At 59.5% G+C, this 23,430-nt stretch carries 20 protein-coding genes and 1 pseudogene; all 21 read right to left on the bottom strand.

Features of this window, described 5'->3' with window-relative positions; translation table 11 throughout:
* Positions 1–19: 19 nt before the first annotated feature.
* Positions 20–1,444, bottom strand: a complete 1,425-nt coding sequence (gene fliD, locus RHM58_RS17260; RefSeq protein WP_322267762.1) for a flagellar filament capping protein FliD — start codon at positions 1,442–1,444, stop codon at positions 20–22.
* An 82-nt stretch (positions 1,445–1,526) separates the two neighbouring features.
* On the bottom strand, positions 1,527–1,889 hold the full coding sequence (locus RHM58_RS17255) for a flagellar protein FlaG (protein ID WP_322267760.1): 363 nt from the start codon (positions 1,887–1,889) through the stop codon (positions 1,527–1,529).
* Positions 1,890–1,961: 72 nt separating this feature from the next.
* On the bottom strand, positions 1,962–2,813 hold the full coding sequence (locus RHM58_RS17250; protein WP_322267758.1) for a flagellin domain-containing protein: 852 nt from the start codon (positions 2,811–2,813) through the stop codon (positions 1,962–1,964).
* A 231-nt stretch (positions 2,814–3,044) separates the two neighbouring features.
* Positions 3,045–3,320 carry a hypothetical protein gene (locus tag RHM58_RS17245; protein ID WP_322267756.1) on the bottom strand — a complete coding sequence of 92 codons (276 nt, stop codon included), beginning with the start codon at positions 3,318–3,320 and terminating at the stop codon, positions 3,045–3,047.
* Positions 3,317–4,610, bottom strand: a pseudogene (locus tag RHM58_RS17240) (motility associated factor glycosyltransferase family protein). The gene RHM58_RS17245 and the pseudogene RHM58_RS17240 overlap by 4 nt, the downstream one beginning before the upstream one ends.
* Positions 4,611–4,704: 94 nt before the next feature.
* Entirely contained in the window at positions 4,705–5,631 is a 927-nt protein-coding gene (locus RHM58_RS17235; protein WP_322267754.1) for a ketoacyl-ACP synthase III, read from the bottom strand.
* Between the two features lie 229 nt (positions 5,632–5,860).
* Complete coding sequence (gene pseI, locus RHM58_RS17230) at positions 5,861–6,913, bottom strand: pseudaminic acid synthase (protein WP_201201751.1); 1,053 nt, start codon at positions 6,911–6,913, stop codon at positions 5,861–5,863.
* The gene (gene pseG / locus RHM58_RS17225) at positions 6,906–8,411 is read right to left on the bottom strand and encodes a UDP-2,4-diacetamido-2,4,6-trideoxy-beta-L-altropyranose hydrolase (protein ID WP_201257409.1); all 1,506 of its coding nucleotides are present in this window, start codon (positions 8,409–8,411) and stop codon (positions 6,906–6,908) included. Before pseG ends, pseI begins: the two co-directional genes overlap by 8 nt.
* Positions 8,408–9,115 carry a pseudaminic acid cytidylyltransferase gene (gene pseF / locus RHM58_RS17220; RefSeq protein ID WP_201201746.1) on the bottom strand — a complete coding sequence of 236 codons (708 nt, stop codon included), beginning with the start codon at positions 9,113–9,115 and terminating at the stop codon, positions 8,408–8,410. Before pseF ends, pseG begins: the two co-directional genes overlap by 4 nt.
* Positions 9,112–9,732, bottom strand: a complete 621-nt coding sequence (locus tag RHM58_RS17215; protein WP_201201745.1) for a pseudaminic acid biosynthesis-associated methylase — start codon at positions 9,730–9,732, stop codon at positions 9,112–9,114. The genes pseF and RHM58_RS17215 overlap by 4 nt, the downstream gene beginning before the upstream one ends.
* A 205-nt stretch (positions 9,733–9,937) precedes the next feature.
* The gene (gene pseC / locus RHM58_RS17210) at positions 9,938–11,095 is read right to left on the bottom strand and encodes a UDP-4-amino-4,6-dideoxy-N-acetyl-beta-L-altrosamine transaminase (protein ID WP_322267752.1); all 1,158 of its coding nucleotides are present in this window, start codon (positions 11,093–11,095) and stop codon (positions 9,938–9,940) included.
* Positions 11,092–12,093 carry a UDP-N-acetylglucosamine 4,6-dehydratase (inverting) gene (gene pseB, locus RHM58_RS17205; RefSeq protein ID WP_201201737.1) on the bottom strand — a complete coding sequence of 334 codons (1,002 nt, stop codon included), beginning with the start codon at positions 12,091–12,093 and terminating at the stop codon, positions 11,092–11,094. The genes pseC and pseB overlap by 4 nt, the downstream gene beginning before the upstream one ends.
* 30 nt (positions 12,094–12,123) lie before the next feature.
* Entirely contained in the window at positions 12,124–15,042 is a 2,919-nt protein-coding gene (locus RHM58_RS17200) for a TIGR00180 family glycosyltransferase (RefSeq protein WP_322267751.1), read from the bottom strand.
* A gap of 55 nt (positions 15,043–15,097) precedes the next feature.
* Entirely contained in the window at positions 15,098–15,835 is a 738-nt protein-coding gene (locus RHM58_RS17195) for a cephalosporin hydroxylase family protein (protein ID WP_201201727.1), read from the bottom strand.
* Between the two features lie 17 nt (positions 15,836–15,852).
* Positions 15,853–16,923 (bottom strand): class I SAM-dependent methyltransferase, encoded by a 1,071-nt coding sequence (locus RHM58_RS17190; RefSeq protein ID WP_322267750.1) that lies wholly within the window; start codon positions 16,921–16,923, stop codon positions 15,853–15,855.
* Complete coding sequence (locus RHM58_RS17185; protein WP_322267749.1) at positions 16,913–17,770, bottom strand: NAD-dependent epimerase/dehydratase family protein; 858 nt, start codon at positions 17,768–17,770, stop codon at positions 16,913–16,915. Before RHM58_RS17185 ends, RHM58_RS17190 begins: the two co-directional genes overlap by 11 nt.
* Positions 17,767–18,993 carry a class I SAM-dependent methyltransferase gene (locus RHM58_RS17180; protein ID WP_322267748.1) on the bottom strand — a complete coding sequence of 409 codons (1,227 nt, stop codon included), beginning with the start codon at positions 18,991–18,993 and terminating at the stop codon, positions 17,767–17,769. The genes RHM58_RS17185 and RHM58_RS17180 overlap by 4 nt, the downstream gene beginning before the upstream one ends.
* Positions 18,990–19,550, bottom strand: a complete 561-nt coding sequence (locus RHM58_RS17175) for a dTDP-4-dehydrorhamnose 3,5-epimerase family protein (RefSeq protein ID WP_322267747.1) — start codon at positions 19,548–19,550, stop codon at positions 18,990–18,992. Before RHM58_RS17175 ends, RHM58_RS17180 begins: the two co-directional genes overlap by 4 nt.
* Positions 19,547–20,629 carry a CDP-glucose 4,6-dehydratase gene (gene rfbG / locus RHM58_RS17170; protein WP_322267746.1) on the bottom strand — a complete coding sequence of 361 codons (1,083 nt, stop codon included), beginning with the start codon at positions 20,627–20,629 and terminating at the stop codon, positions 19,547–19,549. Before rfbG ends, RHM58_RS17175 begins: the two co-directional genes overlap by 4 nt.
* Positions 20,611–21,384, bottom strand: a complete 774-nt coding sequence (rfbF, locus tag RHM58_RS17165) for a glucose-1-phosphate cytidylyltransferase (RefSeq protein ID WP_322267745.1) — start codon at positions 21,382–21,384, stop codon at positions 20,611–20,613. Before rfbF ends, rfbG begins: the two co-directional genes overlap by 19 nt.
* Before the next feature lie 332 nt (positions 21,385–21,716).
* Entirely contained in the window at positions 21,717–23,348 is a 1,632-nt protein-coding gene (locus tag RHM58_RS17160) for a calcium-binding protein (RefSeq protein WP_322267743.1), read from the bottom strand.
* Positions 23,349–23,430 lie beyond the last annotated feature (82 nt).

Below are 23,430 nucleotides of genomic sequence, written 5' to 3'. Positions count from 1 at the left end.
TTTTGTCACCGACTCATGACTAGCTGGACTTCTGAGCATTCAACGACGCAAAGAAGCCGGTGATGTTGGCAGCAGTGGCCTTCATCTGGCCGACCAGCAGGTCCATCGCGTTGTACTTGGCGGTCAGGGAGGCGGTCAGGTTGGTGACACGCAGGTCCAGATCCGCTTGCTGATTGGTCAGGTCCTTCTGGTTCACGTTCAGACTGGTAGTACGCTGATCCAGAATACCGCCGGTCTGAGCGTAAGGATCGACAGCACTATTCATGCGTGCGAGCAAACCATTGGTGCTTGTGGTGCCGCTGAACAGCGCCTGCACCTGACCACTCATCCCCTGAGTCGTCATCGCGGTGTTGAATTTGGTGGTGTCGAGACTCAAGGTACCGGCTTTCTGATCCGTCGTGATACCCAACTGTGCCAGTACCGCCAATGGGCTACCGCCAGCATCGGAGGGAACGGTGGTCAGTTGATCGCGCATGGCTTGAATCAGGTTACGCGGCAACGAGTCGCCGGTCATCGCGTTGGAAACAGTGGGATTGCCATCACTGTCCAGGCTTGGCGTCGTATAGGAGCTCAGCGTGCTGATTACCTTGTTGTAGGCATCAATAAAACTCTGAAGACTGGTTTGCAGGCCACTGCTGTTAGTGCCCACCGTGACGACGATTGGAACCGTTGGACTTGCAGCCAGCAGGGTCATGCTAATACCACCGACTGCGCCGCTGATCGTATTGCTTTTGCTGGTCATACTCAGACCATCAACGCTATACGCTGCATCCTGGGCCAAGCCATTGATATAGCCGGCACCGGTCGCCGTACCGTCCATCTGGGTGGCGCCATTGACTTCAAGCCCGGCGATACCGCTCATGGAAATGTCAGAGCCTGCACCTGTGGTGGTCGAACCCACGACTAACCGTGAACCGTTCGCGTCGGTCACGATGTTGGCGGTAATACCCTTGGCTTGCAGCGTGCTGTTAATCGCATCACGGGTCGACTGCAAGGTCGCGCCGGATGCAATGGTGACCGGGTAGGCAATACCATTTTGACTGATGGTCAAGGTACCAGTCGGAATGGCACTGCTGGTGCCGCCGGAAAAGGCAGCAGTAGCTACTTTCGAGCTAGAGGCAAGATGATCAATCTTGACATTGTAACTGCCGTTAACCGCAGTGTTGTCTGAAGTCACAGTCAGGGATGTCGGCGTGCCCGAGGTCGCTGCAAAGCCCGAAAAAGCCGGTGTGGTCGTGCTGCCAAGCGTGGTCAGGGCCGCCTGGAAAGCCACCAAAGCCGACTTCACTGCACCCGTCGCAGAGATCTTGGCGGTTGTGACAGTCGTCTGATCGGTGATCTGGCTCTGCTTGGCCGACTTATCGGAGTTGACCAGCGCCGTGACGATAGAACCGATGTCGAGGCCGGAACCCAGACCCGTACCCGGTAAAATTGGACTTGCCATGTGCATCTCCCTTTCTGTGTGTCGCCGGTCTTTTGACCACTATCAGCGATCAATGATCGTACAAACACGTTTCATGCCAGTCTCAGGCTTTGGCATCGAACAAAACGTTGCTGGCGTTGTGAAGGCTTTCAGCCAACTTCAAGGCTTCTGCCGACGGAATCTGTCGAACGACTTCACCAGACTCGCTGGCGATGACTTTGACGACGACCTGGCCAGACGTTTCATCAATGGAAAACTCCAGATTACGCTTGACCGACTGAACGAACTTTTCGATCTCCTGAACGGCCATCTTCAACTTATCCGAGTTATCCGAATCTGAAGCATCACTTGTCTTAGAGGCCGCCTTGGCATCTTGCACGCCAGGCACGTCGGTCGACGCATCGGTAGCATTGACCGCCGGTTTTGCGGCCGGGTAAGACAAATTCAGCTTAACGCTCATGTCCATGACCATCACCTCTTAGAAAGTAAAAAGCGAGAGAGCACGCAAGCGCACTCCCCGCCAAAACCCGAGCCGATATTACTGAAGCAGTTTCAGTACAGCGGATGGCAGCTGGTTAGCCTGGGCCAGAACAGCGGTGGAAGCTTGTTGCAGAGTTTGCTGTTTGGTCAGGTTAGCGGTTTCTGCGGCGAAGTCGGTATCTTGTACGCGACCTTGAGCAGCAGTAACGTTTTCAGTGATGTTTTGCAGGTTGGAGATGGTGCTGGTCAGACGGTTTTGCGAAGCACCCAGGTTTGCACGGGTTGCACCGATTGCAGCGATTGCAGCGTCGATCGCGGTAATCGCGTTATCGATGTTCGATGCGGCAGCAGCGCTGGTAGCACCGGTCAGAACAACAGTACCGCTACCTACCGACAGGCTGACGGCGTCGAACTTGGAGCTCAGGGTCAGGTCGATGTGGTTGGCAGTACCAGTGTTGGCGCCAACTTGCAGGGTCATGGTGCCAGCCGAACCGTCCAGCAGGTTTTTGCCGTTCAGGTTGGTCGAAGCCGAGATACGAGTCAGTTCGTCAGACATCTGAGCGAATTCAGCGTTGGTTGCGGTCTGGTCAGCAGTGCCGTTGGTGCCGTTACGTGCTTGAACAGCCAGTTCACGCATACGTTGCAGAATGTTGGTCGATTCTTGCAGTGCGCCTTCAGCGGTCTGAGCCATCGAGATACCGTCGTTGGCGTTTTTAACCGCAACGTTCTGACCACGGATCTGGCTGCTCATACGAGTAGCGATCTGCAGGCCGGCAGCGTCGTCTTTAGCGCTGTTGATTTTCAGGCCGGAAGACAGACGGCTCATCGAGGTGGAGAGCGCATCAGCAGCATTGTTCAGGTTTTTCTGAACAGCCAGAGACGTTACGTTGGTGTTTACTGTTAAAGCCATGACGAATTCCTCGTTGGTTGGGTACTGCGGCTTCCGGCCCTGGCAACCGCCGGGTATGGCCTAGAGAACCTTCGTAATAGTTATCGTCGGGTTAGCAGGTTGCTTGAGGGCTTTTTTAAAAAAATTGCCATCACCCTGCCATCCCCCAGAAAACAAGGGCTTAGCGCCCCGCCCTAACCGAAAAATGACGCCATAAAACCGACCGACATTCAAACACCCCAACCAGAGCGGTTATTCGCCCTCGGTCTGAACGTTTTCCAGCAAATCAATCAACTCGTATTCCATAAAGTCGGCAAGCCCCAGCCAATCCTGACGCTCCTGACAGGCCAGCATGTGCGTGAGCACCTGTGTCCATTTGAGCTGCACGTCTTGAGGCGCCGTCAATAACAGCCGCTGCGCTTCATCGAACACATCCACCATGGTCAACGCGGCTTCTACGTCCCGGCCCAGACGGAACAACCCGGCACACTGCCGGCATTCGTTGACGCATTGCAAAAGCGCACTCACTGCACAAACTCCTGATTGAACTGCGTACCAACGATCATCGCGCCCGCCCGACTGCTGTTAAAGAAACGCACCTCGGGATGCCCGGCGATATAACGCTCCAGCTCACACAAGTAGCTGCGAAAATTCAGCTGCGTCCGGACCCGCTCGCCATGCCCGTCACGCACCCAGTGCCGCGCCAGATTTACACCAGGCCCCAGATCACCATCACCCCAGCCGGCATGGGTCTTGTTCATCGGGAAGGCAAAATCGGCGCCGAACAAGGTAATGCGCTCAGCCCCCATCTTCACGGCCAGGTCCACCGCGGGATGAATCACGCTGCCGCCCACGTACAGCTCCGCCCTGGCGTGCTGACGACGTAACGAGGCGTAGATCGGGCTTGCCGAGTAACCGCCGTAGCGCTTGCCCTTCCAGGCCTTCAGCACCTGTGGATCGCTCATGGGCAGGTACACCAGCGGGATGCCGTCGGATTCCTCGAAGGGCAAATGCCGGAAGCTGATGCGCTGATCGATGCTCACCACCAGATCCGGCTTGATCCCGTGCTCACGCAGCGGTCGATAAGCGGTGTCGACACAAATGAACAGAGGCCGCTGCGCCTGCTTGCGCACCGCCGCCAACTGTTCGAAATGGCTTTCGAGGCTAGGCCCGGTGCCGATGACATAGATTTCCCGGCCTGCGTGAGTTCCGAAGAGCTTCGCGACATCGTCATCGGCGAGCAGCACGTTCAAGGCTGTCCTGTAAACGCTGCAGAATGGTCGGCGACTGCGGATCGAAATCGCGGTTGTTGAAATTCAAGTGCACTTCGCTGACCAGCCGATCGCGAATCTTTGCGTTGAAGTCGTCCGCCAGCACCATTTCGGAGGGCAGCGCAAAAAATGGCGTGTAAATATCCGTTTGATCACCGGCATACAACAGTTCCACGCGCGGGTCGTCGAGCCAATGCCGCTGATCGAGCAATTGCAGCACTAGCGCAAACAGCGCGCCGTTGAGGATATGCACGTACAGCCGCTCAAGCCCGGCACGCTCCAGCAAGACCGTTGGCAGATCCCCAAGACCGGTGCCGTAGACATGCAACTGCGCCTTATCGACCGGCAGGCTGGCCGCCTGCACACGGGCCTCAAGGACACGATCATGGCGGCTGGTGAGTTGAATGCCGCCAATGCTCAGCGTCGAACCCAGCCCCTCGGACAACTCGGCCTGGACCGATGCGCTGTCCTCCAGCATCAACCGAGTGTGCAGCGCCGGCCAGCGGCGCTCTATCACCTGAGCATTGTCTTCAAAGCATTCGCTCATGCTGCCTCGCTTTCATACAGGCAAAAAAATAGCGTTCAAGGTAAACCCTTGAACGCTTTTTTTGTATGGGCTTCTTCTGATCAAAGAGCCTGGTTCAAGGACGATAGATAATCGCCGAGCCCCACGACAGTCCCACACCAAAACCGCTCAGTGCTACGCGCTTCCAGTTGGAGTCCAGGACGTGTTTTTCCAGCAGTAACGGAATACTAGACGACACGGTATTACCGGTTTCGACCATGTCCTTGATGAACTTCTCCGGCTCGCCTTCGAACCGACGGGCCACCGCATCGACAATCGCCGCACTGCCCTGGTGGATGCAGAAGGCATCGATATCGTCGGCCTTCAGGCCAGACTCATCGAGCAACTCATGCAAATGCGCCGGGACTTTGAGCAGCGCGAAGTTGAAGACCTGACGACCGTTCATGTAGAACACGCCATCGGTGACCTTCAAGTGCGGCGCGCCGGAACCGTCGGTGCCGAACTTGGCTTTGCCCAATTGCCATGGCGCGTCTTCGCCCATCCACGTCGCGGTGGCGGCGTCGCCGAACAGCATGGTGGTGTTGCGGTCTTCCGGATCGACGATCTTGGAGTATGGGTCGGCAGTCACCAACAAGCCGTTCTTCAGGCCTGTGGCTTCCATGAAGCCCTTGATCGCGTAGATGCCGTAGACGTAGCCCGAGCAGCCCAGGGAGATATCGAACGCTGCCACGGTGGTCGGCAGGCCCAGTTTGTCCTGAACGATCGCAGCGGTGTGCGGCAGGCCTTCTTCGTCACCGTTCTGGGTGACGACGATCAGCACATCGATAGATTCACGTTTCAAAGCCGGGTTGTTGGCGAACAGCGCGTTGACTGCTTCGACACACAGGTCCGAAGTTTCTTGCCCGGCGTCTTTGCGCGGCAGGAAAGCCGAACCGATCTTGCCCAGGATGAATTCTTCATCCTTTTCGAATTTTGCACCTTGTGCGTAATTGTCCACGCCGGCTACAGGAACGTAGCTCGCAATGCTTTTTATGCCAATCATTACGGCTTCCCAATAATAAACAGCCCAATACCACCGCTCGCAAGGATTCGAGGGGCGCCGACAAACAGAGATTTTCAGCCGCCCGCAACGGGCGACAGCGGGAAGCGTAAAGGGCTATCACTGGACCCGATAAAGGGTCAGGCGCCATCTTCCCGGTCAATACAATACAGTGAAGATGCGCGTTATGACTCACAGGTCACGCTATTTTGCCGAATCAGCCCTACAAGGGTTATTCGACCAACGACCAGTCCAGCGCTGTTCCGCGCTTGATGGCCTGGCGAGCGCGGCGGCCCAGCAGGGTTTCAGCGTGCTTGGGGGCCAAGCCCAGACCCGGGCGGATGGCCCGCAGATTGGCAGCGGTGAAGGGTTCACCGGCGGCCATGTCCTGGGTGACGTAAAGCGATCGCCGGTACACCAGCGACTTGCGCTCGGCCTCGGTCACGCCGTAATGCACCTGCCCCATCGCCTGCCAGGCGCGCTCGGTTTCGATCACCAGGCTGGCCAGTTCTGCCGGTTCCAGGGAGAAACTGGCGTCGACGCCACCAGCGGCACGGTCGAGGGTGAAATGTTTTTCCACTACCGTTGCGCCGAGTGCCACTGCAGCGACAGAAACGCCAACGCCCATGGAGTGATCAGACAGCCCGACTTCACAGCCAAACAATTCGCGCAAATGCGGGATGGTCCGCACATTGCTGTTGGTCGGCGTCGCCGGGTAAGTGCTGGTGCACTTGAGCAGCACCAGATCCTTGCAACCAGCCTCGCGGGCGGCGCGCACGGTTTCGTCGAGTTCGGCGATGCTGGCCATGCCAGTGGAGATGATCAGCGGCTTGCCGGTGGCGGCGACCCGGCGAATCAGCGGCAGGTCGGTGTTTTCAAAACTGGCGATCTTGTAGGCCGGTACGTCGAGGCTTTCGAGAAAGTCCACGGCGGTGTCGTCGAACGGCGTGGAGAACGCCAACATGCCCAACTCTTTGGCCCGAGCGAAAATCGGCGCATGCCATTCCCACGGTGTGTGGGCCTTCTCGTACAACGCGTACAACGAAGATCCGGCCCAGAGACTGTTGGGGTCCTTGATGAAAAACGCGCCTTCATCGAGGTCCAGGGTCATGGTCTCGGCGGTATAGGTTTGCAGCTTCAAGGCGTGGGCGCCGGCCTTGGCGGCGGCTTCGACGATTTGCAGGGCCACTTCCAGCGACTGGTTATGGTTGCCGCTCATTTCGGCAATGATGAACGGTGGCGCATCAGCACCGATCAAACGCTCGCCTATCTTGAAGCTAGTCATTGCTGTGATCCTTTAAAACGCGGGTGAACGCGCAAGCACTCTGGGTGAAACCGGCGTCGCGAAAAAGACTCAGCGACGGCTGGTTGGCCGGCAGTACCTGAGCGGTGATGCTTTGCAGTTGCGGCCAGTGGGCGCTCACAAAGGCTTCGCCACGAGCCAGCAGCGCCCTGCCCCAGCCCAGGCCGAAACGGCCTTCGAACAGATAAATCGAGACCTCGGCGCTCAACCCGTGAAGGTCATAACGCAGCGCACCGACCGGACCATCGCCCGCGTCGGCAATCAGCAGCAACCGCAGCGGATTGCCCAGGCTGGCGGCCAGCCAGGCCTGATGCGCGGGCCAATCAATCAGGCAACTATCCAGTGACCAACGCCGCACCGCCTCGGCATTGCGGCCATCAAACAACAATCGCGCATCGTCCAGCGTCGCCTCGCGCAACGGCAACACCGCACCGACCAACGCGGCTGCCACGCGCTGCGCGCCACGACCATCGACCAATTGCCGGGAACGCTCGGCCAAGCTTTGACGCAAACCCTGATTGGCCGCGACAAAACCGATGGCCAGGCGCAACTGCTCGACGCTGACCTGCTCACGCGCCCCGAGGAACACATGAGCGCCCGAAGTCGCCATGACCTCGCCGTTGGCCTGCTGATTATTCGACACCGCAATGCAGATTGTCGGCAGGCCCATGGCAGCCCGCTCCCAACTCGTACCGCCACCTGCGCCGATAAACAGGTCGGCCTCGGTCATCAATCGGTAAAAGTCGCTGACAAAACTGTGCAAACGCCAATTCGGACGATTGACCGCCAGCGCCTGCATCTTGTCCCAGGCAGGATTGTCGGTGCCGGCGACGAAGTCGACTTCCAGCGCATCAAAATCCGCCAGCGCCAACATCGCGTGATGGGTTTGCATCGCCGCATCAAAGCCGCCGAAATTCACCAGCACACGTTTGGCCTGAGGCTTGATTTCAATCGCTGGGCAGCAGAATTCATCGCGCAACATGGCGAAGCGTGGTCCGAGCAAGGTCTGGCAATCCGGTGTAAGCAACGAAGCGTAAGCCGCTGACGTGCCCGACAGATTCTGATTGAGTAGCAAGTCGACGCTGTAAGTGCGCGTCGCCAGATCATCCACCGCCGCGATCCGTGGCGCCCAGCGGCGAGCCGCCGTCTGCCAGTGATGATCGAGGCCGTAGTGGTCGACGATGATCCAGTCGAAGGCCGGATGCTGTTCCAGCGCCTGGCCTAACGCAGCAATATCTGCCTGCCATGGCAGCATGGCTTCGATGGCCTGTTGCGGGTCTTCATCGGGGTAACGCTCCGGCAGCGCGAAGGTTTCAAAACCCTCGGCGACGAGACTGTCGAGCCGATGGCCCGGCAAACGGCGACAGGCAAACGCCACGTGCACGCCCTGCAGGCGCAACACCCTGGCCAGGGTCAGGCAGCGAGCGATGTGACCACTGCCGATGATCGGCGAGGCGTCAGCACGGATCAGCACTCTCATTGCAACTCACCACCAGCCTTCAACGCGGCGTAAAGATATTCGGCGCGTTTCCAGTCTTCGAGCGTATCGATGTCCTGCACCAGGTAACGTGGCAGGATCACCGGCAGGCTTTGGCTTGAATACAACACCTCGCCACGCAACCAGGCACTGCTACGGCCCCAGTAAAACTGCCCGGCGTCCTGATAAGCCGGCGGCAGATCCTGGGAACGCGTCTGACGAAACTCTGGATACAAAGCGGTCAATGCACCCTGATCATCAAGGATCAACGCACGCTGCACCGGGAAACCGAAATCACACACCGAGAATGCAAACGACCTGTCCGGATGCTGCTGCAACAGGCTCAAACCCTCTTGCAAAAATCGCGCTTGCAGCAGCGGCGCCGTGGCATAGATACAACAGGCGAAATCAAAGTCGCGGCCCTGTCGTTGCAGTTCTTCCAGGGCATGTGCAATCACCGCCGCCGTGCCGGTGAAATCATCCGCCAACGCTGCTGGGCGCATGAATGGCACTTGCGCACCGCAAGCCCGAGCCAACTCGGCGATTTCCTCGTCATCGGTGCTGACCACCACCTGAGCGAACAGTCCCGAATCAAGGGCGGTTTTAATTGAACGGGCAATCATCGGCACGCCGTCGAACGGCTTGAGGTTCTTGCGCGGTATACGTTTGCTGCCACCGCGGGCCGGGATGATTGCGACGTTGTTCAAGGGCGTTTTTCCAACAGGAACCAGGTGATGTCGTCCACCGGGAATTGCGGGTCACGGTGGTAACCGAAACCGTAATCCAGCAGTTGCAGGTCAGCATAACGATCGAGCATTTCACCGGCAAAATCACGCTTGAACAACTTGCCGCTGTTGCCGCGATACGACACCTCGACCGGCGCCGGGTTGTAGTACTCGGCGATCAGGATGTAACGCTGGCTCAACGCATACAACTGTTCATACGCGGCCGCCAGCAACTCCGGCGCCAGATGAATCAGCACGCCTTTGCTCAGGGTCAGGTCGAAGGTGCGCTCGCGGGGAAAATCGAACAGCGAGCCGTGCCAGATCTGGGCAATCTCCAGTCCCTGGGCCTGGGCGCAAGCGCTTTCGTTGATCTCCACGCCGAACAGTTCACATTGCGGCAACAGCTGACGCAGCGCCTGCAAATTGTTGCCGGCATTGGTGCCCAGCTCCACCAGGCTTTCGATTCGCCCGGCGCGGGTCAAGGCCTTGGCAAACAACGCCAGGTTGGCCGCTACCAGCGGTTGCCCGACGTTGCGGTCGACGTACTGGTTACCGAAGTCGCCCTGCCAGAATTTTTCCTGTTCACTCAGTTCACGCATTGCACTCTCTCATTTAAAGCACTGAACCTGTGGGAGCGGGCTCTGTGGCGAGGGGCTTGCCCCCATTGGGTCGCGTAGCGGCACCAAAGCCTACCAACGCGATGTATCAGGAGCACCGCGTGTAATGGTTTTACGACTGCTTCGCAGCCGAACGGGGGCAAAGCCCCCTCGCCACATTAGCTCGCGCCCACAGGGATTACAGCGGCTACTCGGTCAGCCGTCGCAGTTGCTCGACCACGTAGTCCAGTTGCTCGTCGCTGAGCAACGGAAACAGCGGCAGGCTGATCGCCTCGGCGTAATAACGTTCAGCTTCCGGGAAATCGCCTTCAGCGAAACCCAGGTCACGATAGTACGGCTGCAAATGCACCGGAATGTAGTGCAGATTCACCCCGATCCCGGCCGCTCGCAAGCCTTCGAACACCTGCCGATGGCTGATGCTGATGCGATCAAGCTGCAAGCGCACCACATACAGGTGCCACGCCGACTCGGCCTCGGGCTGAGCGCTCGGCAAAGTCAGCGGCAAGTACGCCAGCAAGCGGTCGTAGCGGGCCACCAGTTCACGTCGGCGTGCGATAAAGTCATCGAGCTTGTTCAGTTGCGACAGCCCGAGGGCAGCTTGCAAATCGGTGATGCGGTAATTGAAGCCCAGTTCCACTTGCTGGTAATACCACGGGCCGTGGCTGGGTTCGGTCATCTGCGCGGGATCGCGGGTCATCCCATGGCTGCGCAAGCGTTGCAGGCGCTCGGCCAAGTCCCGGCGATTGGTCAGCACCATGCCACCTTCGGCGCTGGTGATGATTTTCACCGGATGAAAGCTAAACACCGTCATCGCCGCGAAATCACCGCAGCCCACCGGCCGGCCGGCATAGGACGCGCCGACCGCGTGAGAGGCATCTTCAATGATCGTGAAACCGTAGCGCTCGGCCAGTTCGGCGAGCATGCGCATGTCGCAACTCTGCCCGGCGAAAGCCACCGCCACCAACACTTTGGGCAGCGTGCCGTTGTCTTCCGCCGCTTCCAGCTTGGCCTTCAGCGCGTAGGCATCGAGGTTCCAGGTCAGCGGATCGATGTCGACGAAGTCCACCTCGGCGCCGCAGTAACGACCGCAATTGGCCGAGGCCAAAAAGGTGTTCGGCGTGGTCCACAACCGATCGCCCGGCCCGAGCCCTGCGGCCAGGCAAGCGATGTGCAGCGCCGCCGTGGCGTTACACACCGCCACTGCGAAATCAGCCTGGCAACGTTCGACCATGGCCTGTTCGAAACGCTCGATGGTCGGCCCCTGAGTCAGCCAGTCAGACTGCAACACGGCAACCACCGCATCGATGTCGGCCTGATCGACGCTCTGCCGACCATAAGGAATCATGCCGACAGCTCCGCGTGCAGATCCGCGATCTGACCGACCGAGAGGAAATGCGGGTTGGTGTCGGAGCGGTACTCGAAGTCTTCGCTGACCGGCCTGCCCTGCTCGCCCAACTTGTCCACGGCAAAATCCACGTCGACGCTGGTAAAGCGGATCGACGGCTGGATGGTGTAGTGATCGGCGAATTCCAGGGTCATGCGCGCATCGTCCAGCGGCACCATCAGTTCATGGAGCTTTTCCCCCGGACGAATCCCGACCGTTTTATGCGGCAAGTGCTCGGCCATGCCCAGCGCCAGATCGACGATGCGAATCGACGGGATCTTCGGTACGAACACTTCACCGCCGTGCATCCGGGCAAAACTGTCGAGCACGAACTGCACACCGTGATCGAGGGTGATCCAGAAGCGCGTCATGCGTTCATCGGTGATCGGCAGTTCGGTCGCGCCTTCGTTGATCAACTTGCTGAAGAACGGCACCACCGAGCCTCGCGAACCGGCGACGTTGCCGTAGCGCACCACGGCAAAGCGGGTTTGTTGTTCACCGGCAATGTTGTTGGCGGCCACGAACAGTTTGTCCGACAGCAACTTGGTCGCGCCGTACAAGTTAATCGGGCTGGCCGCCTTATCGGTGGACAGCGCGACGACTTGCTTGACGCCATTGTCGATGGCGGCAGCGATGATGTTTTCCGCGCCGTTGACGTTGGTCCGAATGCATTCGGTCGGGTTGTATTCGGCGGCCGGCACTTGTTTGAGGGCCGCGGCATGCACCACGTAATCGATGCCGCGCATGGCCTGGCGCAAACGCTCGGCATCGCGCACATCACCCAAGAAGTAGCGCATGCACGGTGCGTTGAACGTCTGCTGCATCTCGTACTGTTTGAGCTCATCGCGGGAGAACACTACCACCCGCTTGGGCTGGTACTGCTCCAGCAAACGACGGATGAAATTGCGCCCGAACGAACCGGTGCCGCCGGAGATGAAAATCGATTTACCGTTGAACATGCCGTGAATCCTTTTGCCTGTCAGCCAGGTTTATGCGAGCAGCTGCGCCCAGTTGATCGGGGTACTTTCACCCAAGGCGAACCCTTTGCCGGTCAAGGCAAGGTTAGCGTTGTAGGCCCGGTCCTGAGCGAAGGCAGCGGCCCATTTTTCGCGCAGCGCATCGAGGGCTTGTGGTGCCTGCGACACTACGCCCGGATGAATGACCTGGACCAGCGGCGTCCACACGGTGAGGTAACCGGCTTGCCCTGCCTTGAGGCAAAGATCGACATCGCTCAAGCCTTCGGCAAATGCCACGTCGTCCAGGCCACCCAGGGCGTCGAACAGTTCTTTGCGAACCATCAGGCACACCTTCGACACTGCCGAGTAGTTCTGCTCCAGCACCAACCGTTGCAGGTAGCTGTGGCTGGCGTCATAGCGATCGCCGACAAAAGCCGAACCGACGCCGCCATTCATCCCCAGAATCAGACCGGCTTGCGTGACCTTGCCTTCACGATCAACCAGCTTGGCGCCAACGATGCCCACTTCAGGACGCTGGGCATGGTTGAGCAGCGACTCGATCCAGTTCGGATTGACCACTTCGCCGCTCGCGGCCAGCAGCACCAGGTATTCGCCATGCGCTTGCTGACTGGCGGCGTTGTACAACGCCACGTTGCTCAGCGGCTGGTCGGCGTGCAGGACACGCACCTTGGCATGCTGGTAAACGCCGAGCCAATCGTTGATCTCGGCCGACTGATTCGGGTTAACCGCGATCAGCACTTCGTAGCGGGTGTAGCGGGTACGCAGCAATACGCCTTGCAGACACTGTTGCAGCAGGGCCAGGTCGTCACCGGCCGGGATGATGATCGAGACCAGTGGACGCTCGGTATGGCGGTAGTCGATCTGATAAGTGCCCGGCGTTGCCGAGGTGATTTTGGCCTTGTAGCCACGGTTACCCAGATGACGCATCAGCGCCAGTCGCTCGTGGGCATTTTCTTCCAGCGCCGGTGCCTGGGTGATCAGCAGTGGCTCGTCCAGATGGGCCAGGCCATTCAGGCCACCCTCCTCGATGATGCGCAGCAGCAGGTCGAACTCCAGGGCCTTGCTGAAATCGGGCTGATAACCACCGGCCTCGATCAACACGTCTCGACGGATCAGCCAGTGCCGCGCCATCAAGGCCGGGAGGCTTTGCAGCAGGTCAAGGTTGAAGCCGGGATGGAATACATCCACCAGCGCGCCGTGGTCGTTGCGCTGGATTTCATCGGTGGCCACGGCGCGGCAGTCGGCGGCAGACAACAGTTCCAGACTGGCACGCAACAAGCCGCCGGCGGTGAACTCGTCACCGGCCTCGGCCAGCAACAGCCAGTCGCACGGCGACTGACGGGCACTCTGGTTCAGTTTGTCGACAAAATTGCTCGGCGTGACCCGGACAAAGTGCAAGGTGTTTTGCGCCGTGGTCGCCGCCGGTGCTTCGCCGGTGGTGAAGACCACGACTTTGAACGCCTTGCTGTGACCTTCGAGCAAGCTGTCGAGGGTGACCTGCAATTTGTCGACGTTGTTATCCAGGTCCAGCAAGAGAATGCCGAACTGCGGGCCACCGTCATTGGCTGCCAGGTGCCGGGCAATCGACTCGGCCTGTTCAATGTCCGGCTGACGGTTTTCCAGCCATTTGAGCAGGCGACCCGAGCGCATGCGGTCGAACGTCGAGTGATGATCCTCGACCGACAATGCATCAAGGCGTGCGCTCCACTCCTGCATCGACTGAGCTTCTTCGTCCTCGCCCAGCACCTCCAGTTGCGCCGCCAGACGCTTGACCACCGTGCGGTTGAACGCGTTGGCGTCGTAGGCCTGCCACAAACGGTCGACCACACTTTCCGGCGTATCGTTGTTGCGCGGGCTCAGCAAGTGTTCCTGGCGAGTCCACACGCCTTCAAGCACTTCGAGCTGAAGACGACCGGCCGGCATGCCGTGAAGCATAAATTCGAATTGCGTCAACTGATCGAAAAATGCCTGATTGTAGAATGGCATTTCAACGTACTGCTGTGGTCCGAAACGACGATCAGGCGCCTTCAGGGCATTGTTCCAGATGGACTGAAAAATGAGCTCTGCCGTCAGCGCACGGCCGGTTTGCAAGCTGTCGATCATGGCATCGAAACTTTCCATGACGAACGCTTTGCCCTGCGCCGGATCGAGACCCTGGATACCGGTTGGCAACGAGGCCAGGAACTCGGCGAAGTCATTACGCTCGGTCACCGATTTGGCATCGGTGTAAGTCAGCGAGTGATACACCTCGGTGTTGTGTTCGGAGTTGCCATAGTTGATCTCACGCACCACATACGCAGTCGGCAGGATTCGCGCCTTGGCGCACGCCAGCATGTAATACACGTGGCCGATTTCCTGCCACTGGAAACTGGTGCCCGGCGGCAACAGCGCATACCAGGATTTCATCAGCGCGGTACGGGTCACCGCATAGAACGGCGGCAGGTACTGACGCATGTAGTCGACCACGCGATCCTGTGGCCGCTCGGACGAATAGTCCTCGCAGACCTTCTTGTCGCGACGGTAGTAGCTGACGCTGCCGCCGAGGGTCAGGTACATCAGGCAATAGCCGTGGCACATGCCGTAGTCGCGGTTTTCTTCGAGGAAGTCCACCGACTCGAACAGCGCTTCATGCACGATGAAGTCATCGTCGGCGGCCAACACCATGTAAGGCGTGGTGACTTGCTCCACGCCATAGGCCAGCTTCGCCTGGAAGCCACTGTAGGCAAATTGCGGCACGTGCCGGTAATCGACTTCAGGGATTTCGCCCTTGAAGTGCTCGGTAGCGGAGTCGAGCACCAGGACTTTGCAAGGCAAGGCACCGTAAAACTTCATCGCCCTGCGCAAAAAAGCCGGACGGTTGTGAGAAATCAACACCACCGTCAGCAGCTCATTGAGTGGCAACGTGTGCTCAGAAACGGACTTGCCTTGCATAACTTCTCCCCACAACCGGCGAAACGCCTGATTAACGCTTAATGATGGTGCCGAATTAACGAACGCGACGCAGGTAGCCGTCCGGTGCAACGGTGAGCAGCAGTTTGTTTTGCATCTGCTGGTCGATTTCGAAGTTCTGGTTCTCTTCCAGGTACTTCCACACGGCGGTTTTCGGGTTGTCGCCTGGGCCCCATGGACGGTCCGGGAAGAAGTCGGCCGGCATGTCTTCAACCACGGTGTCCATCACCACGCAGTAGCTGTCGACCGACACCAGTGGTGCGTAGAGGCGCAGTTCTTCCAGTACGTGATCGTGGGTGTGGTTGGAATCGAGCACCAGAATGACTTTCTTGCCTTCGGCCGCAGCACGAACCTGAGAGGCGATCGCCGGATCGATGCTCGAACCTTCGATCATCTTGATGCGCTTGCTCATCGGGTGGCTTTCGATGGCTTCGCGGTTGTGCGGGCGGATGTCCAGGTCGATGCCCAGTACTTCGCCGTGGCCTTGCAGTTCCAGCAGGGACGCGTAGTAGATGATCGAGCCGCCGTGGGCGATGCCGCATTCGATCACCAGGTCTGGCTTGACCTGCCAGATGATCTCTTGCATCGCCATCATGTCTTGCGGCAACTGGATGATCGGGCGGCCCATCCACGAGAAGTGGTAGCTGTACTTGTGCTTGGCCGATTCGTTGAAGAAATCCCGGGCCAGACCGGTCAGTTTCTGGTCATCGCCCTGACGCGCGATTTCTGTCTGGCACTCGGCTTCGAAGGCTTTATTGATGGTGTTGTCGGTCATGTTAAAAGTCTCAATAGTCACTGGAACGAAGCGCTGTCGACGGCGTGATAGACGTAGCGTCCACCGGTCATCCGCTTGATTTCTTCGAGGTAATTGGAGTTCATCACAAACAGGTTGGCGCCTTCGGGCAACGCATCCATGGCCTCTTGCGGCGAGGACACCCGCACGCCACTCAGAGGCAGATAACGCCCCTGCTTGGCCGGGTTGATGTCTACCACGCGATCCACCGCTACCCCGGCGCGTTGCAGGAACAGCGAATAGATCACGCCTTTGGACGACGCGCCCCAGATCGCCGAGCCCTGCTCTGGATTCGCCTGAATAATCTGCACCGCACGTTCAAGGCTGCTGGTGAAGTTCTGTGGCAGTTCCAGGCGTGGTACCGGTTGTTCCGGGCTCAGGCGCAAGGTCGACAGGTCGGCGACGATGTACAGGTATTGGCCACCGAACAGGTGACCGGCCTCATGCACGGTGCCGAACATCCGGCGCAGGTCATCGAGGCGGAAATAATTGACGTGCTCGTAGAACAGGTCGAACCAGGCGCGGTGTTCCAGAATCCAGTCGAAGCACGGCACTTCGATGTAGATCTGCCCGCCCTGATTGGCGTTGGCCATTTCGGTGAGAAAGCTCACCGGGTCCTGAATATGCTCCAGCACATGGCGCAGCACGATGGCGTCCGCCGCCAGGCCCAGGCCGCGAGTGAACGGGGCCTTGATCACATCGGCATTGCTGCCTTCGTAGGCCGGGTCGATGCCGGTGATGGCATAGCCCAGACCTTTCAGAAGTTCCAGGAAGTAACCTTTGCCACAGCCGACTTCGATCAGCTCCTGGCCCTTGAAGTGGCGGGCAATGATCCCTTCCACATCGCTCAGGTGCTGCTGGAACTGACCGGAATGGGCCTGCTCGTTCTGGTAATCGGCGGTGTAGCTGAGCTTGTCGGCATCGAAGGCCTGGTTGAAGATCAACCCGCTCTGCTCATCCTGCACCAGCACCATGTCGGCACTGGCGGAGGCCCGCGCCGATTCCGGGTCGGCGAAGGTGCGGTTTTGCAGCACCGGCAGGTCAGCGACCCGATACAACTCATGCTTCATGATTGCCTCCCAGCAGCTGTTGCAAACGGTCCGCCACGCCCCAGAACGCCATCGGTTCGTGGGTCGGATATGGGTAGTGGCCAAGGTTCAAACCGATGGAAGCGCCGCGTTCGCGCAATCGCTGTTCCACCAGCGTCCTGACCGATATCGGCTGGCCGCTGGAACAATTGACCAGCCCATCGAAATCCCGCTGTTGCAGGATCGCCGCCAAGTACCCGGCGGCGGTGTCGATGGCCAGGTAATCGCGCAGCTGCTCGCCGGCCGACATGTTGAACGTGTCGGCCCCGGCATCGATCGCCCGGTCCAGCGCCGCCAGCAAACTGTTGGGGTTCTGGCCCTCGCCATGCAAGTAAAACAGCCGCGCCCATTGCAGAGTGAACGGCTGAAGCCGCTGCAAATTTTCCAGGAACAGTCGCAGGGTATTTTTCGCCAACCCGTATGGATTGCTCGGCTGCGGCGACGTCTGCTCAGTGAGCGGACCGCTTTGCATGCCATATTCGAAGCATGTGCCGGTGACCAGCACCTGCGACACGCCAGCCTCGACCGCACCCTTGATGAACCGGTAGTCGGCCATCAGGTTGTGCTCGAAATGGAACAGCGCCTGATAGTTCGGCAAACCGGGCCACGCCAGATGCGCCAGGGCATCGACGCCCTCGATCAGCACTGCGACGTCCAGGTCAGCGGCGTGAATATCCGCCGCGATGAACTCCACGTCATTGATCCACGGCAACGTCGCAGCGGTCTCGGCATTGCGCGCCACGGCGCGGACTTCGCAGCCACGGGCGAGCAACGCGGCGACCAGATGCCGGCCGACGAACCCGGTAGCGCCGGTGACCAGCACCTTCACAGGACGGTCAACTCGGGCACGGCGATCACGAAGCGGCCATCCCACTCGCGAACCTGAGCCAGTTGCTGACTGACTTCGTGCAACAGGTTCCACGGCAGGACCAGCACGTAATCCGGCTTTTCGAGGTCGATCTGCGCCGGCGAGACAATCGGAATGCGGCTGCCCGGCAAATACTTGCCCTGCTTGTGTGGGTTGGCATCGGCGACCCAGGCCAACAGGTCTGGCTTGACCCCGGCGTAGTTGAGCAAGGTGTTGCCCTTGGCGGCGGCGCCGTAACCGACCACGCGTTTGCCGTCGGCCTTGGCCTGCAACAGGAAGCGCAGCAGTTCGTGCTTGATGCGTTCGGCGGCCGACGCCAGGGTCGCGTAGTACTCGGGGGTTTTCACGCCTGCGGTCAGTTCGGCTTGCAACTGTTGCTGAACGGCTGGCTGTATGTCGCGACGCTCGCCATCGGCACGCTGAACGAACACCCGCAGCGAACCTCCGTGGGTCGACAGCTGACTGACATCGAACACTTCCAGGCCATTGCGCTCGCACAAGGTTTGCACGGCGGTCAGGGACAGGTAGGAATAGTGCTCGTGATACAGCGTGTCGAACTGCTGGCCAGCCATCAGCGTCAGCAGTTGCGGAAACTCGAAGGTCGCCACGCCGGTCGGTTTGAGCAGCGTCGCAAAACCGCCGAGGAAATCATTGATGTCCGGGACGTGGGCCAGCACATTGTTGGCGGCCATCAGGTCGGCGGACCAGCCTTCACTGACCAGTTGCAACGCAGTCTCACGACCGAAGAACAGTTCACGAATATCCAGGCCTTTTTCCCGGGCCGCTTGCGCGGTGCTGCGGGTTGGCTCGACGCCCAGGCAAGGAATGCCGCGCCCGGCGACGTACTGCAACAGGTAACCGTCATTGGCGGCGATTTCCACCACACGGCTGTCGGCTGTCAGGCCGAAGCGCTCGACCATCTCGGCCACATAGCGCTCGGCATGGGCCAGCCAGGTGCTGGAGAACGAACTGAAGTAGGCGTACTCGGCGTCGAACAGGCTGTCGGCGCTGGTGTAGTCCTCGGTCTGCACCAGCCAGCACTGCTGACACACCGCCACTTTCAACGGCACCCACTGCTCGGCTTGTTCCAGCTGATCAGCGCGCACGTAAGCGTTGGACGGTGGCGAGGTGCCAAGGTCGATCAGCGGCAAGGCCAGCGGCGTAGCGCAACCACGGCAGTTCATAGACGCACTCCAGCGAAGTGTTCGTCGAGCAAGGGATGGCTGGCGTCCCGGGCTGACAGATTATTGACAGGCAACGGCCAGGCAATCGCCAGCCGTGGATCGTTCACCGACAAACCACCTTCATGCGCAGGCGCGTAATCGGCGCTGTGCAGGTAGAGCAACTCGGCGTCATCGGTGAGGGTCTGGAAACCGTGGGCGAACCCGGCCGGGATCAGCAAGCTGCGCCCGTCGCCGGCCCGCAGGTGTTCGGCGTGCCAGTGCAGGAACGTCTCGGAGTCGGGGCGCAAATCCACCGCTACATCCCAGACTTCACCGCGCAGGCAAGTGATCAACTTGGCTTCCGGCGCATCGGCGTTTTGATAATGCAAACCGCGCACACTGCCGCGTGCACGGGTGCAGGAATGGTTGATCTGGCGAATATGAAACGCCTGGCCGAACGCGCTCAGGCTGCCTTCGCAGAACAGCCGGGCGAAGTGCCCGCGATCGTCTTCGAAGCGTTTGTGCTGCACGCTGAACAAGCCGTTCAGCGGCAACGCTGCTACTAAAAACTCGCTCACAGCGCGCCTCGGTACAGGTTCAATTGACCGAGGGTGACGGCGCGCATATCGGCGCCGTTTTGCCACGCCAAGTGCCAGTCGAGGGTCTGGGTCAGGCATTGCTGCAACGACCAGCGCGCTTTCCAGCCGAGCAGTTGACGGGCGCGACTGCTGTCCAGACGCAACAGACCGGCCTCATGCAAATCGCTCGGCTCGATGCGCAAACCACGGGCTTGCGGCCAGCGGCTGGCGAGCAGTTCGACCACTTCACCGACGCTGCACATGTCGGCTTCGCTTGGGCCGAAGTTCCATGCCCCGGCGTATTCCGGGCCTTGTTCGTAGAGGCCTGCAGCCAGTTGCAGATAGCCGGCCAACGGCTCCAGCGCGTGCTGCCACGGTCGCACGGCTTGCGGGTAACGCAGGGTCACCGGTTCGTCTGCCGACCAGGCCTTGAGCACGTCCGGGATCAGACGTTCCGGAGCAAAGTCGCCACCGCCCAGCACGTTGCCGGCGCGGGCCGTGGCCAAGGCCAGGCCATGTTCGTCATGCTTGGCGGCCGGGAAGAATGAGGCGGCGTAAGACTGCGCCAGCAATTCGCAGCAGGCCTTGCTGCTGCTGTAAGGGTCGTGGCCACCTAAGGCTTCGTCTTCGCGGTACGGCCACAGCCATTCCTTGTTGGCGTAGACCTTGTCGGTGGTCACCAGCACACAGGCACGGACGCAGCCAACCTGACGGATCGCTTCCAGCAGATTCAGGGTGCCCATGACGTTGCTGGAGTAGGTGCCCAGCGGATCGCGATAACCTTCACGCACCAGCGGTTGCGCCGCCAGGTGGAGGACGATCTCCGGCTCGGTGTCGGCGATGACTTCAAGCAAGGCGCCCAGGTCACGCAGGTCGCCGCGCTGATCGTTGATGCCTTCGTGCACCCGCGCCAGTTCAAACAGGCTCGGCTCGGTGGACGGATCAAGCGCGAACCCGCTGACTTCAGCGCCCAGGCTTTGCAGCCACAACGTCAGCCAACTGCCCTTGAAACCGGTGTGCCCGGTGACCAGAACCCGCTTGCCGCGCCAGAATTCCGGACTCAGTCCCATTGTTTCCATGGGGCCTCCCCGCTCAGCCACAGTGCTTCGAGGTGATTCTTGTCACGCAGGGTGTCCATCGGATGCCAGAAGCCGTCGTGCTGATAGGCCTGCAATTGCTCTTCGCTGGCCAGCGCCGCCAAGGGCTCGGACTCCCAGGAAGTTTGATCGTCGGCAATGTAGGGCAGCACTTTGGGCGACAGCACGAAGAAGCCGCCATTGATCCAGCCGCCATCACCGCGCGGTTTCTCAACGAAGCCTTTGACGCTGTCACCGTCGCGCTCCAGGGCGCCGTAGCGTCCCGGTGGTTGCACCGCAGTCACGGTAGCGAGCTTGCCGTGGGCCAGGTGAAAGTCCACCAGCGCGCCGATGTTGAGGTCTGAAACGCCATCACCGTAGGTGAAGCAGAAAGCCTGTTCGCCCTCCAGATAACGCGCGGCGCGGCGCAAGCGGCCACCGGTCATGGTGTCTTCGCCGGTGTCGATCAACGTGACGCGCCACGGCTCGCTGTAGTTCTGGTGAACGTCCATGCGGTTGTTGCACATGTCGAAGGTGACGTCGGAGGTGTGCAGGAAGTAGTTGGCGAAGAAGTCCTTGATCGCATAGCCCTTGTAGCCCAGGCAGATCACGAAATCATGAATTCCGTGCGCGGAGTACTGCTTCATGATGTGCCAGAGAATTGGCTTGCCGCCGATCTCGATCATCGGCTTGGGCTTGAGGTGCGACTCTTCACTGATGCGCGTGCCCAGGCCACCCGCCAAAATAACTGCCTTCATCCTCTTCCCCTCTTGTTCGTCACAGGGCTCAGCCAAGCTGTATCAAGCTTTTGCAGGCCTTCTGGATAAAACGCTCTACGCCGCTGTGTGCACTGCCCGCTACGCTGCAAGTGCTCGTTTTATGGCGATATGAAGGGGGACTTGCAGGAAACGCGCCAGCTCCACGAGTCCAAGGACTGCGCAGGTACAAGGCAAACCCATGACAAGAAACAGCCTGGCACTCAGGCCAAAACGAAAAAGGGGAACCCGGATCAGTCACGACCGGATTCCCCCTTGTAACGGCTCAAATACCTACAACAGCACGAAGCATTGAAGGTGAATGGCCGAGGATGTTAGCCAAACATACTGAACGCATCCGCGCTAACCGGCAGGATGTCTCCATTGGCAGCCTTGAAACTTTCGATGGTGTTGGCGCCTGCGTACCAATCCTGCAGTTTCACCCCGTGGTCGGGCACCACGGCCTGCTTATCAAAGCGACTGTAGAGATAAAGATCATCGCCAACCCGCATGAGATTCAAGTCGGCGGCGGAAGCGACGTTGTTCAGTATCAGTGTGTCATTGGTGAAAATACCCTGGCCGTCATCACGGATCGTTACCAGATTGCTGGTGTTGACGGTATAGGTGTCGTCGCCCTCTCCGCCGTTGGCGAAACCACCGGCGTTCAAGAACAACTGATCATTGCTCTCACCGCCCAGTAACACGTAATTACTGCCCGTGCCCGTCAAGACATCTTCGCCTCCACCGCCATCGGCCGTACCGCTGGCCACCGTGATGGTGTCATTGCCACCTTCGCCATAGGCGAAGCTGCCCCGATCATCGACGGCGGTGACAATAACGTCGTCCCCCTCGCCGCCATACAACAGGTCAGCTTGAGGAACACTGCCGGTATCGACCTCAGTGGTGCGCCCGTTCGATGGTCCCAACCCGCCGTAGAGGTGATCGGCGCCCCAACTACCGTAAAGCACGTCATCCCCCAGACCACCCTCAAAGTAGTCGTCGCCGATATTGCCTGTGAGCGTGTCGTTGAAATGACTGCCCCGCACGATTTCAATGCCCTGATATTGGTCCCCCATGGCGATCCCGGAACTGTCCCACGCAAACGGATTGATGGTGACGCCGACGCTGCTGTCGCCATAACTCACAACATCGATGCCATCACCACCAATGAAGACATCCGCGCCATCGCCGCCGAACAGCAAGTCGTTGCCGGCACCGCCGGTAATGGTGTTGTACGTGTCATTGCCATAACCGATGAAATCACCGGTGCCGGTGTACGTCAGCTTCTCGACGAACGGGTCCAGGGTGACCACCGACAGACTGGTACGCACCTCATCGTTGCCACCGTTGTCCAACTCGATGATGGTCACACCCTCGGCACTGACGTTAAAAACGTCATCGCCCTGGCCGCCTTCGAAAGTCACGCCACCGACGCTGCTGCTGAAGGTGTCGGCGCCATACGTACCGATGACTTTTTCCACATTGGTCAACGTGTCGCCTTCAGCATCAGCACCACTGCCCGGCTTACCGACACCTTCGCGGATGTCGATGTTCACCGCACCATTGGACCAGGAATAGTCCACGGTATCGAAGCCGTCCCCGCCGTCGAAACCGATCGGCAGGTCATTGGCCCAGAAATGGTCATCGTAGTTCGAGCCACGGATAAGCTCGATACCGGAGTAGCTATCGCCCAGCGCTACGCCCGTGCTCCGCTGGCCGGTCATCAGGTCAACGGTTACACCTTCAGTGCTGTCGGCATAGCTCGCAGTGTCCAGGCCGGCACCACCGATCAAATGGTCCGCACCCTCGCCACCGATCAACACATCGTTGCCGGCGCCACCGGTGATGGTGTTATTGCCAGCATTGCCGTAACCGGTGAACGAGGCTTTCCCGGTGTAAGTCAGCGCTTCGATGTTGGCGTCCAGGGTGTAGGAAGCCAGGCTGGTGCGGATCTCGTCGTTGCCCACAGGGATGTTGAGCTCGGAGATCGTGATACCGCGAGTGTTGATAACGTAGACGTCATCCCAGATGGTGCCAACGACGTGCTCG

The organism is Pseudomonas sp. 10S4 (genome assembly GCF_034344865.1).
Classification (GTDB): domain Bacteria; phylum Pseudomonadota; class Gammaproteobacteria; order Pseudomonadales; family Pseudomonadaceae; genus Aquipseudomonas.
This window is presented reverse-complemented; position numbering and strand designations above follow the sequence as displayed.

Bases quoted from the DNA above. Each gene is read 5' to 3' on its own strand.
- fliD (WP_322267762.1), bottom strand. From the start codon at position 1,444: ATGGCAAGTCCAATTTTACCGGGTACGGGTCTGGGTTCCGGCCTCGAC.
- RHM58_RS17255 (WP_322267760.1), bottom strand. From the start codon at position 1,889: ATGGACATGAGCGTTAAGCTGAATTTGTCTTACCCGGCCGCAAAACCG.
- RHM58_RS17250 (WP_322267758.1), bottom strand. From the start codon at position 2,813: ATGGCTTTAACAGTAAACACCAACGTAACGTCTCTGGCTGTTCAGAAA.
- RHM58_RS17235 (WP_322267754.1), bottom strand. From the start codon at position 5,631: ATGATTGGCATAAAAAGCATTGCGAGCTACGTTCCTGTAGCCGGCGTG.
- pseI (WP_201201751.1), bottom strand. From the start codon at position 6,913: ATGACTAGCTTCAAGATAGGCGAGCGTTTGATCGGTGCTGATGCGCCA.
- pseG (WP_201257409.1), bottom strand. From the start codon at position 8,411: ATGAGAGTGCTGATCCGTGCTGACGCCTCGCCGATCATCGGCAGTGGT.
- RHM58_RS17215 (WP_201201745.1), bottom strand. From the start codon at position 9,732: ATGCGTGAACTGAGTGAACAGGAAAAATTCTGGCAGGGCGACTTCGGT.
- pseC (WP_322267752.1), bottom strand. From the start codon at position 11,095: ATGATTCCTTATGGTCGGCAGAGCGTCGATCAGGCCGACATCGATGCG.
- pseB (WP_201201737.1), bottom strand. From the start codon at position 12,093: ATGTTCAACGGTAAATCGATTTTCATCTCCGGCGGCACCGGTTCGTTC.
- RHM58_RS17200 (WP_322267751.1), bottom strand. From the start codon at position 15,042: ATGCAAGGCAAGTCCGTTTCTGAGCACACGTTGCCACTCAATGAGCTG.
- RHM58_RS17195 (WP_201201727.1), bottom strand. From the start codon at position 15,835: ATGACCGACAACACCATCAATAAAGCCTTCGAAGCCGAGTGCCAGACA.
- RHM58_RS17190 (WP_322267750.1), bottom strand. From the start codon at position 16,923: ATGAAGCATGAGTTGTATCGGGTCGCTGACCTGCCGGTGCTGCAAAAC.
- RHM58_RS17180 (WP_322267748.1), bottom strand. From the start codon at position 18,993: ATGAACTGCCGTGGTTGCGCTACGCCGCTGGCCTTGCCGCTGATCGAC.
- rfbG (WP_322267746.1), bottom strand. From the start codon at position 20,629: ATGGAAACAATGGGACTGAGTCCGGAATTCTGGCGCGGCAAGCGGGTT.
- rfbF (WP_322267745.1), bottom strand. From the start codon at position 21,384: ATGAAGGCAGTTATTTTGGCGGGTGGCCTGGGCACGCGCATCAGTGAA.